The organism is Nocardia thailandica NBRC 100428 (genome assembly GCF_000308795.1).
Taxonomy (GTDB): Bacteria; Actinomycetota; Actinomycetes; order Mycobacteriales; family Mycobacteriaceae; genus Nocardia; species Nocardia thailandica.
The window spans coordinates 1-9,249 of sequence record NZ_BAGK01000136.1 but is presented as its reverse complement, the minus strand read 5'-3'; the positions used below and the strand labels follow the sequence as shown (position 1 = coordinate 9,249).

The 9,249-nt window shown below is 72.9% G+C and carries 10 protein-coding genes; 2 read left to right on the top strand and 8 right to left on the bottom strand.

The window, feature by feature from the left end; all coding sequences use genetic code 11:
- The 3 genes from ON36_RS32755 to ON36_RS15195 form a co-directional block, all read right to left on the bottom strand.
- Positions 1-1,034, bottom strand: a 1,034-nt coding sequence (locus tag ON36_RS32755) for a DUF8176 domain-containing protein (RefSeq protein WP_506330654.1), incomplete at its 3' end; no start/stop codon positions are given.
- A 156-nt stretch (positions 1,035-1,190) separates the two neighbouring features.
- Entirely contained in the window at positions 1,191-1,943 is a 753-nt protein-coding gene (locus ON36_RS15200; protein WP_043653140.1) for a L,D-transpeptidase, read from the bottom strand.
- Between the two features lie 93 nt (positions 1,944-2,036).
- Complete coding sequence (locus ON36_RS15195) at positions 2,037-2,510, bottom strand: winged helix-turn-helix transcriptional regulator (protein ID WP_052314021.1); 474 nt, start codon at positions 2,508-2,510, stop codon at positions 2,037-2,039.
- Between the two features lie 67 nt (positions 2,511-2,577).
- Here ON36_RS15195 and ON36_RS15190 point away from each other — a divergent pair, with 67 nt between their 5' ends.
- Entirely contained in the window at positions 2,578-3,480 is a 903-nt protein-coding gene (locus ON36_RS15190; protein ID WP_043653139.1) for a quinone oxidoreductase family protein, read from the top strand.
- Positions 3,481-3,521: 41 nt separating this feature from the next.
- On the opposite strand, the gene ON36_RS15185 is transcribed toward ON36_RS15190, so the two are convergent.
- Positions 3,522-4,181: a cyclodeaminase/cyclohydrolase family protein gene (locus ON36_RS15185; protein ID WP_052314020.1), complete on the bottom strand. Its 660-nt coding sequence runs from the start codon at positions 4,179-4,181 to the stop codon at positions 3,522-3,524.
- Positions 4,182-4,319: 138 nt separating this feature from the next.
- Here ON36_RS15185 and ON36_RS15180 point away from each other — a divergent pair, with 138 nt between their 5' ends.
- A complete protein-coding gene (locus ON36_RS15180; RefSeq protein ID WP_043653136.1) occupies positions 4,320-5,357 on the top strand; it encodes an LLM class F420-dependent oxidoreductase in 1,038 nt (345 codons plus the stop codon).
- Between the two features lie 69 nt (positions 5,358-5,426).
- Here ON36_RS15180 and ON36_RS15175 read toward each other — a convergent pair whose 3' ends face one another.
- From ON36_RS15175 to ON36_RS15160, 4 genes are all read right to left on the bottom strand, one after another.
- Positions 5,427-5,762 (bottom strand): STAS domain-containing protein, encoded by a 336-nt coding sequence (locus ON36_RS15175; protein ID WP_043653133.1) that lies wholly within the window; start codon positions 5,760-5,762, stop codon positions 5,427-5,429.
- Positions 5,763-5,885: 123 nt separating this feature from the next.
- Positions 5,886-7,238, bottom strand: a complete 1,353-nt coding sequence (locus ON36_RS15170; RefSeq protein WP_052314019.1) for a lipase family protein — start codon at positions 7,236-7,238, stop codon at positions 5,886-5,888.
- Positions 7,239-7,318: 80 nt separating this feature from the next.
- Positions 7,319-8,305 (bottom strand): AurF N-oxygenase family protein, encoded by a 987-nt coding sequence (locus ON36_RS15165; protein ID WP_043653132.1) that lies wholly within the window; start codon positions 8,303-8,305, stop codon positions 7,319-7,321.
- A 106-nt stretch (positions 8,306-8,411) separates the two neighbouring features.
- Positions 8,412-9,249 (bottom strand): alpha/beta fold hydrolase (locus ON36_RS15160; RefSeq protein WP_052314018.1); only part of this gene is annotated, 838 nt, incomplete at its 5' end.

Sequence of the window (9,249 nt, the reverse complement as noted above, 5' to 3'; positions counted from 1 at the left end):
GTGATCAGCGTCTTGCCGTTGACCTTCGCCGTCCCGACCAGTTGCGCGTTGTAGATGCGCGGCGCGGAGTCCGGCCGGAACTCGGTGATGACCACGCGGTACTGGCCCGCCGTCGCCGTGGGGGTGATCGACAGGCAGTGCGAGGTGCCCACGGGGATGGTGTCGATGCCGCGCTGGATCTCCGCGCCGGCGGGGATGGTGGCGTCGGGGGCGGCCAGCGTGTGCGCCTGGTCGCCGGAGCGCGCCACGTAGTAGGCGTACTGGAAGGCCAGGATCGCCGCCACGCCGGAATCGGTGCCGCCGGGGCCGCTGCCCTGGATCCGGTCGCCGATCTGCTGGTCCGGGCACTGGCCGGCGACCGGGATCACCGCGCCCGGCGCCGAGACCTCGGCCAGGGGGGCGGAGGCCGAGGTCGTCCGCGGCGCCGGGCCGCTGAACTGCAGGTACGCGCCGCCCGCGAGCACGGCCGCGGCCACCGAGGCAGCCAGCGGACCCGCCCAGCGGGGGATCGCGCGGCGCCGGGACCGGTCGATCATCCGGGCGAACACCTCGTCGTCGCCGAAGTAGTCCGGCGCGGGGCGATCGGCCCCGTCGGCCTCGGCGGCCTCGTGGACCTCGTCGAGGGCGGTGGGGTCGTCGGGGGCGGCGGGGGCCGACACGGCGGCGGGTTCGGCGCGGGCCGCCGGGGCGCCCGCGGTCCAGGTGTCGGCGAAGCCCGTGGCGGGCAGCAGTCGCACGATCGGCAGGCGATCGGTGTCGGGGCCGTTGTCCGGCTCGGCCGGGACGTAGACCTGTTGTCCGGCCGCGGGATCGAACGGCCCGCCGACCACCGGCAGCTTGTCGGTGTCGTAGGCGTCGGCGTTGAAGAAGCGCGAGAGTGACGGCGCGGGACGGCCGGAGCCGGCCGTGGTCAGGGAGACCACCGGGATGCCCGCGGGGGTCGAGAGGTCCTCCTCGGGCGCGAGCGGATCACGCGCCGGTCCGGAGTCCGTTCGCCACGCTCCGGCCGGTCTGTGCGCATCCGATCGATCCATCGCCCCACCTTCATCAGGCTGTCGCTGCCATCACGGCGTGTCAGCAGTTCGCCACTGCACGATACTGCGCACACGCCGTGTTCGGCGAATGCCACGGGGGAAAGAAACGAACGGAATTCTCCTCGCGCCCACCGGGAGTGGACGCGAGAAGGTATTTCACCAGTGCAGTTCGACCGGATCGCCGATACCGACGGTGTTGTAGAACCAGGCGGCATCCTCCGGCGCCAGATTCACGCATCCGTGGCTGACGTTGGCATAGCCCTGCGAATCCACCGACCACGGCGCCGAATGCACGAACACGCCACCCCAGGTGAGCCGTTCGGCCCATTCGCCGTCGATGATGTAGCCCTCGGGCGAATCCAGCGGGATACCGATGGTGCGCGAATCGAACACCACGTTCCGGAACTTCTCCAGCACCGGGAAGGTGCCGCTCGGCGATTCCCAGCCCGGCTTGCCGAACGACGCGGGCATGTCCCGGACCACCTGGCCGCCGATGCTCACCACGAAACGGTGGGTCGACATGTTGCCCTCGGCGTAAACGCCTTGGTTGGTCTGGAATTCGGTACGCAGCTGCCCGAATTGCACGGAAATCGGTGAATTGGCGGGCAGCACGCCCGTCGGGGTCCAGCGGACCTGGTTGTCACCCAGCCAGGTCAGGGTGCCCGCCAGGGGCGAGCCCGCCGCGACGCGCAGGGACCGTTCGGCCCCCGCCCGATCGGCGACCGGTGCGGCGAAGGTCACGGTGACGGGCTGGGCGATGCCCACCCGCTGACCGTTCGCCGGGAAGACGGCTGTCACGGTGGGCCCGGGCGTCTGCCCGATCATCGTGGCTGTCGCCACCCCCGACCCGACCGCGGCGAGGACCACGGCCAGGGACACGAGGAACAGATAACGAAGTGCGCTCCGCATTGGCGCCACCCCTTCGGATGTTCGGTCAGTCGACCATCGATTCTAGGCATTTCATGATCAACTCCGCCTATCGAAAGGGTAACGGCCGACCGGTCATTCGGTGTGTCGGCTTGCTACGGGCAGGGGCGGGACTCCGCCGGACCGGTCCCGTCCGGGCGCGGGCAGCGGCGTGACCGGCAGTTCCTGCGCCGCGTCGAAGCGCGCGCGGGCGGTCTCGATCTCGTCTCGGTGCTCGACGACCCAGTCGCCCATGGCCTGGCTGATCCGGCCAAGATCGGCGCCGAGGGGCGTGATCGAGTACTCCACGCGCGGCGGCACGGTGGGGTAGACGTCGCGACGGACCAGCCCGTCGCGTTCGAGGGTGCGCAGGGTCTGGGTGAGCATCTTCTGGGTGATGCCGTCGAGCAGCCTGCGCAGCTCGTTGAACCGGACGGGGCCGCCCGCCGCGCGCAGGGCGCCGAGGACCAGCAGCACCCACTTGTCGGCGAGCACGGCCAGCAACTGCCGGGCGGGGCAGTCGCGCAGGTACTCCTGGATCGCGTTCGGCGGCGCGGGGTAGGTTTCCACGAGGTACCAGGGTATCGAAAAGGTGCCTACTTCCCAGGAGAACCTGCCCTCGGCAGACTCGACGGGCATGTGGGCATACGTACAGAACCGTGTCGGCGGACCCGAGGTCCTCGAGCGTGTCGAGGTGCCGCGTCCCGAGCCGGGCGCGGGGGAGGTGCTGGTCCGGGTCGCCGCGACCAGCGTGAACGCGGCCGACGCGAAGGTGCGCGCCGGCGTGCTGGACAAGCTGGGGGCGCCGCCGTTCGTGCTCGGTCTCGACGTGGCGGGCGTGGTCGAGTCGGCCGGGGCCGGTGTCGAGGGCCTCGGGCCGGGGACGCGGGTGTTCGGCATGGTGTTCGGCGGCGCGAACGCCGAATTCGTCGTCGCCCCGGCGGCGCTGCTCGCGCCGGTGCCCGACGCGCTGCCGCTGACCCGCGCCGCGGCGCTGCCGGTGGCGGGGCTGACCGCCGTGCAGCTCATGGCGGGGGTGCGCGCGGGCGATCGCGTGCTGGTGCACGCCGCCGCGGGCGGGGTGGGTCACCTGGCCGTGCAGGTCGCCGCGCGGCGGGGCGCGTACGTGGTCGGCACGGCCCGGCCGGACAACCACGCGTTCCTGCGCGCGCTGGGCGCGAACGAGCTGATCGATCACCGCGCGACGGATTTCACCGCCGTCGTCTCGGACCTCGACGTCGTGGCCGACCTCGTCGCCACGCCGGAACACCTGGAGCGCTCGCTGACCACGCTCGGCCCGCACGGTCGCCTGCTCGCCGCCGACGGCCCGGACACCCACCCGGACCCGCGGTTCCACCGCTTCTTCGTCGCGCCGGGCGCCGTGGCGCTGACCGCCCTGGCCGCCGCCGTGACGGCGGGCGAACTGCGGGTCGCCGAGCGCGTGCTCCCGATCGCGGACCTCCCCGAGGCGCACCGCCTCGCCGACACCGGGCGGATCCGGGGCAAGCTGGTGCTCGCGGTCGCCGGCATCGACGGCTGAGCGGGGGCAGCGGGGCGGCGCCGCCCGCGCGCCTGCGGGTGTCAGCCCCGGACGGCGTGCAGGACGTCGGCGTGCAGGGCGTCCGCGCGGGCGGCGATCTCGTCGATGCGCAGCAGCGCGGTGGCGAACCGGTCGCCCAGCTCGGCGGGCAGCGAGCCCACGTTGATCTCGATGTTGAGCTGCGAGCTGAGCGCGGCGGAGCGGGCGGCGTCGGCCGCCGCGCCGATGTCGGTGACCACGTTCGGGTTGCCGATGGGCAGCAGCTCGGCGGCCAGCGACAGGATCTCGTCGGCCTCGTCGACCACCGCGGCGGGCACCCGCGCGGCCTCGACCAGGGCGTCGTTGACGGCCGCGGTGCGGGCGGCGGCCTGCTCGTCGGTGTCGCGGGGCAGTTTGTAGGCCGCCCCGACCGCGGTGAAGGCGGCGGCGTCGGCGTCGGCCAGCGCCAGCGAGCGCGCCCGGGCGGCGTCGGCGGCGTCGATGATGCGGTCGATCACCGGCCGGTTCTCGGCGTCCTTGGCGCGGGTGGTGTAGCGGGCGACCATGGCCACCAGCGCGGCGCCCTGGGCGGCGTGCAGCGCGGCGACCGCGCCGCCGCCGGGGGCCGGGACCTTGGCCGCCAGATCCGACAGGTACCGGTCCAAAGTCACGGTGCCGAAGGAGGATTCGGTCTGCTGCGGCGTGCTGGTGGACTGCGACACGGTGACGTGGCCTTTCTCAGAACGGTAGGGCGTGACGGATCGGTGTTCACGCTACCGGCCGGGCCGCGCGACCCCGCCACGGCCCGCCCGGACCGACCGGTCGGGGTGGGCGGGGACGGCGGCGCTATGTTGTGAGGCATGCGGATCGGTTTGAGCCTGAACTACTCGGGCGGCTTCAAAGAGGTGGCGGCCGAGGTCGCCGACCTCGAGCGGGCCGGCCTCGACATCGTCTTCGTGCCGGAGGCCTATTCCTTCGACGCCGTCAGCGCGCTGGGCTTCCTGGCCGCCCGGACCGAACGGGTGCAGCTGGCCTCGGGCATCCTGCAGCTCTACACCCGCACGCCCAGTCTGACCGCGATGACCGCGGCGGGCCTCGACTTCGTCTCCGACGGCCGGTTCATCCTCGGTATCGGCGCCTCCGGCCCGCAGGTCATCGAGGGCTTCCACGGCGTGCCCTACGACGCCCCGATCGGCCGCACCCGCGAGCTGGTGGAGATCTGCCGCAAGGTCTGGCGGCGCGAGAAGCTCAACTACCAGGGCAAGTACTACCAGATCCCGTTGCCCGCCGAGCGCGGCACCGGACTGGGCAAGGAACTCAAGCTCATCAACCACCCGGTCCGCGCGGACATCCCCGTGCTGCTGGCCGCCCTCGGCCCGAAGAACGTGGAGCTGGCCGCCGAGGTGGCCAACGGCTGGCAGCCGATCTTCTTCCTCCCGGAGAAGGCGAAGGACGTGTGGGGCGACGCGGTCGCCGCGGGCACCGCCAAGCGCGACCCCGCCCTCGGCGCGCTCGACATCTACGCCGGTCCCGCGCTGGCCATCGGCGAGAACGTCACCCCGCTGCTGGAGTTCGTCAAGCCGCACCTGGCCCTCTACATCGGCGGCATGGGCGCCAAGGGCAAGAACTTCTACCACACGCTGGCCACCAAGTACGGCTACGGCGCCGCCGCCGACCGCATCCAGGAGCTGTACCTGGCCGGGGACAAGCAGGCCGCCGCCCAGGCCGTGCCGGACGAGCTGGTGCGCGACGTGTCGCTGGTCGGCCCGGAGAGCTTCGTCAAGGAGCGCATCGCGGCCTTCGCCGAGGCGGGCGTGACCGTGCTGAACGTGGTGCCCCTCGCCGAGAACACCGCCGCGCGGGTCGCGCTCATCGAGCGCCTGCGCGGCCTGTGCTGAGCTGAGCCCGGAGACCGGAGAACCCGGCGCCCCACGGGGGCGCCGGGTTCTCTCGCGTTCGTCGGCCCGTTACCGTGCGCGCAGCGCGGTGAGGGCGGCGTCGAGGGTGGTGTAGAGCGAGAACACCTGATCGAGGCTGGTGAGCTTGAGCTGACGGCTGGTGGCGGGCCCGTCGGCGACCACCGCGACGGTGGTGTCACCGGCCCGCTGATGGGCCGCCACGAGCGTCGCCATGCCCGCCGAGGCCAGGAAACCGACCGCGGTCAGGTCGATCACCAGCGCCTCGGGTTTGGCCGCGAGCACCGATTCCAGCGCCGTCTCCAGCGCGGGCGCGGTGGCCAGGTCGACCTCACCGGCCACGGTCAGCACCGTCACGCCGTCCTGCGTCGTGGCCGCGGTGGTCATCGTGTCCGTGAGGGGATACGCGTCTCCGGAAGTGTTGGTCACCGATCAACAACACACCACGGCGCGCCGGTTGCGCAAGCGCGTCGCGCGCGACGCGCCAGGGCACACCGGCGTCGCGGCCGGTCAGGCCGCTTGCTCGCGGGTTGCCGCGGTGTCGCGGTCCGGGGCGGGCGGCGCGGTCACCCCGACCCGCCCGGCCAGGACGCCGAGGGCCGCGCGCGCGAGCCCGGCGAGGCCGCGGCGCCCCTCGGGCAGGCCGAGCACGCTCCAGACCGTCCGGGTGCCCGGCTCGGCCGCGGGGGCGCCGGCGAACCGGTCGGCGAGCCAGTTCATGCTCAGCGGCGCCGAGAGCGGCAGCAGGCTGATGTGCTCGCTGAGGCGGTCGCGCAGGTAGGTGACGGCGGCGCCGTGGTCGCGGTAGCGCTCGACCAGGGCGTCGATGTCGGCCACCGCGATGATCTGGTCGCCGACCGACTGCACCACCAGCAGCGGCGCGGCCGGGGCCTGCGTGCCGAGCCGCAGGTCGTCGAAGACGGCCTCGATCTGCGGCAGCGCCAGCACGTCGGTGAGGGGCATGAGCGCGTGCCGGTTGATGTCGTAGCGGGCCAGCCGGGCCACGGCCAGCCCGGTGGTCCAGCCCGCGGCCCGGTCGAGCAGCGTCCGTCCCGCCTCGGTGAAACACTCCTCGATCACCCGGTCCAGGGCCGGGTACACCCGGCGCAGCCCGGCCACGACGAGGGTGGGCAGGCCGGCGTGCAGGCCGCCGTTGAGGCGGTGGAAGGTCGCGACGAGGTCGCCGACCGGTGACCCGAGCACCGCGCCCGCGATCGTCAGTTCCGGGGCGTAGGTGGGCGCGAGTTCCGCGGCCCACGCGGTGGCGAGGCCGCCGCCGGAGTAGCCCCACAGGCCGACCGGGCTGTCGGTGGACAGGCCGAGCGGGGCGAAGGCCATGGCCGCCCGGACGCCGTCCAGGGTCCGGTGGCCCGGTTCGCGCGGGGCGCCCCAGGCGCCGAGCGCGCCCTCGTGGTCGGGGATCGAGAGCACCCAGCCGCGGGCGAGCGCGTCGGCGAAGCACAGCATCTCCACCTGGGGGAAGGAGCCGAGCGCCCGGGACCGGTGCCGCAGCGCGTAGGAGGGGAACCCGCGCGAGGACACCGCGTCGATCGCGCACTGGAACGACAGCAGCGGGCGGACCCGTCCCGGCTCGGGCGCCCCTGCGGCCACCACCGTGGTGACCGCGACCTCGGGCGCGCCGTGCAGGTCCGCGGTGCGGTAGAGCAGCTGCCAGGCGGTGAGGCGCAGCGGGACGAGCCCGAACGCGGCCAGCCGGACCGGGCGGTACCGCAGCACCGTGCCAGGGGGGAGCGCGGCGAAACCGGCCGGCGGCACGTGGAACGCGTCGTCGGCGGGCAGGACGGCGGGGTCGGGTGCCGGCCACGGCTCGTCGGCGGCGGTCAGGTGGCGGTCGGGATTCATCGTCGAACTCCTGTCGGGGTGCGCGCCGGTGCGCACACGAGAGCCCGGCCCGCGGGTGGCGGGCCGGGCCGGGGGGTGGGTCAGGCGATCTTGCGGGCGGGTTCGCTGCGGTAGCGCGAGGCGGGCCCGTCGATGCGCAGCAGCTGCCAGGCACGGCGGGCGATGGGGTTCATGAGCCCGCTGTGTTCGGCGAGGGCGCGCACGTCGGCGAAGAGGTCGCGGATCTGGCGCCGCGATTCCGGGTCACCCCAGTACGCCTCGCGCATCACCTGATCCGGGATGGCGAACTTCTCCACGAATTCCTTCGGCGGAGTGGCGATCATGTCGAGCATGATCCGCATGGCCAGCGGAAAGGCCAGGGACAGGACGAATTTCGTCGCCACGTTCATGCCGGGCACGTTGCGCCGCAGGTATTCGTGGGCGAAGGAGATGTGCCTGGCCTCTTCGGCCACGTGGATCTGCATGACCCGCCGCACCATGGGATGCAGGTCGGCGCCGCCCCGGAGCAGGGACTTCTGCAGGTGGTCGATGGGTTCCTCGCCGCCGAGGATCATGGTGAAGAACAGTTCGGGGAAGTATTTGACCGCGGGCCAGATGATCATGGTGAGTTTGCGGTCGATCGGGCCCATGCCGATGACGTCGAGATGACCGATGCGGTTGATCATCTCCTGGAACATCATGGTGTGGTTGCACTCTTCGGCGGCCTCGTGGGTGACGTACCGGAATTCGGGGTCGCCGTTGGGCACCGAGACCAGGTATTGCATGAGGCCGCGGATGAGGAGCTGTTCGAAGTCGAGGCCGACCTTGGCGATGCCGGCCTGGCGCCACATGCCCATCTCGATCTGGCGTTCCACGGGCTGGGCGCGGTACCAGGGGTGGCGGCCGAGCGGGTCCTCGACGGGCATGATCCAGCGGCGGTCGGTGGGGTCGACCACGAAGTCGGGGGAGTCCCAGTCGATGTCGACGTAGGGGTCGAAGTGCTTGGTGACCGAGCCCTCGGACAGGCCGCGCAGGATGTCGTGGTACTCCGGGTCGGAGCGGGTGTGCTTCGGTGTGGACAGCGTCATCGGTGTCTCCTCGGGTGGTGCTCGCCTCCCGATTTTAGTGGTACCTCGGGTACCGGGCAATAGTTGGTGGGACATCGTGTCCCGCTCACCGGGCCGCCTCGGCCGGTCAGCGGTAGCCCGAGCCCGCGGGGACGTCGTCGGGGGTGGGACGGATGTGGCGGCGCAGGAACAACACGAGTTGCTCGGCGACGGTGCCGGGCGCGTCGGCGTGCGGCCAGTGCCCCAGCTCGGGCAGCACCTCGACGTGACAGTGCGGGCGCGCGGCGGTCTCGGCGCGGGTGAAACCGTGCGGCAGCCACGGATCGCGGGCGCCGTAGAGGGCCAGGCCCGGCACGTGGGCGGCCACCGCGGTGTCGAACATCGCCGGATCGCGGTCGGCGCGGTAGACCGACAGCACCGTGCGGCGGGTGTGCCGGTCGTAGTCGGCGAAGAGCCGGTCGGCGAAGCCGCTCGCGTTCGCGCCGGGGCTGGCCCGGCGCAGCGCCCAGCGCAGGGTGTGCCGGGTGGTGGCCAGCTGCACGATCTCCCCGGCGAGCGGGATCCGCCAGGCCCTGGCCCACGGATGCGGCCGGTGCTCGGGGGGCGGCGGGGCGCTGATGGTGGTGAGCGACCCCAGCCGGCGCGGCCGGTACGCGGCCCAGGCCAAGCCCCACGCTGCGCCGAAACCGTGACAGACCAGGTGCACCCGGTCCAGTCCAAGTTCGGCGAAGGCCGCGTCGAGGAAGGCCCGGTAACCGCCCGCGGCGTGGTGATCGAAACCCGGCGGGGTGCGGCAGGAGCCGAAACCGGGCAGGTCGACGGCGACCGCGCGGCCGAGCGCGCCGATCCGGGCCAGCAGCGGCTGCCATTCGGCGGCGCAGCCGGGCGCGCCGTGCAGGAACACCACCGCCTCGCGCACACCGGGCTCGCCGACGTCGAGACAGGTCGTGGTCAGTCCGCCCGCG

Coding starts and splice junctions, on each gene's coding strand:
- ON36_RS15200 (WP_043653140.1), bottom strand. CDS start 1,943: ATGCGGAGCGCACTTCGTTATCTGTTCCTCGTGTCCCTGGCCGTGGTC.
- ON36_RS15190 (WP_043653139.1), top strand. CDS start 2,578: ATGTGGGCATACGTACAGAACCGTGTCGGCGGACCCGAGGTCCTCGAG.
- ON36_RS15180 (WP_043653136.1), top strand. CDS start 4,320: ATGCGGATCGGTTTGAGCCTGAACTACTCGGGCGGCTTCAAAGAGGTG.
- ON36_RS15175 (WP_043653133.1), bottom strand. CDS start 5,762: ATGACCACCGCGGCCACGACGCAGGACGGCGTGACGGTGCTGACCGTG.
- ON36_RS15170 (WP_052314019.1), bottom strand. CDS start 7,238: ATGAATCCCGACCGCCACCTGACCGCCGCCGACGAGCCGTGGCCGGCA.
- ON36_RS15165 (WP_043653132.1), bottom strand. CDS start 8,305: ATGACGCTGTCCACACCGAAGCACACCCGCTCCGACCCGGAGTACCAC.